This window comes from Mesorhizobium tamadayense (assembly GCF_003863365.1).
Classification (GTDB): domain Bacteria; phylum Pseudomonadota; class Alphaproteobacteria; order Rhizobiales; family Rhizobiaceae; genus Mesorhizobium; species Mesorhizobium tamadayense.
This window is the reverse complement of record NZ_RQXT01000301.1, coordinates 1-220: the sequence shown is the minus strand read 5'-3', so window position 1 is coordinate 220 and position 220 is coordinate 1. Positions and strand designations below refer to the sequence as shown.

Genomic DNA, 220 nt, shown 5'->3' with positions numbered 1-220 from the left:
TAGGGCGTGTCCTCAGTTGAGGAGGAAAGTTATGGCGACGAGTTGGACGGCGGCGAGGAAATTGCGCGCGGTCTTGTCATAGCGCGTGGCAATGGCGCGGAAATGCTTGAGCTTGTTGAAGAAGCGCTCGACGAGATTGCGCTCGCGGTAGAGCGCGAAATCGGTTTGGCGCGGCGTGACGCGGTTGGCCTTGGGTGGGATGACAGGGGTGATTCGCCGG

The 220-nt window shown here is 60.9% G+C and carries 1 protein-coding gene; it reads right to left on the bottom strand.

Annotated features, from left to right (window positions below; all coding sequences use genetic code 11):
• Positions 1-12 precede the first annotated feature (12 nt).
• Positions 13-220, bottom strand: a 208-nt coding sequence (locus tag EH240_RS37750) for a transposase (protein ID WP_148101216.1), incomplete at its 5' end; no start/stop codon positions are given.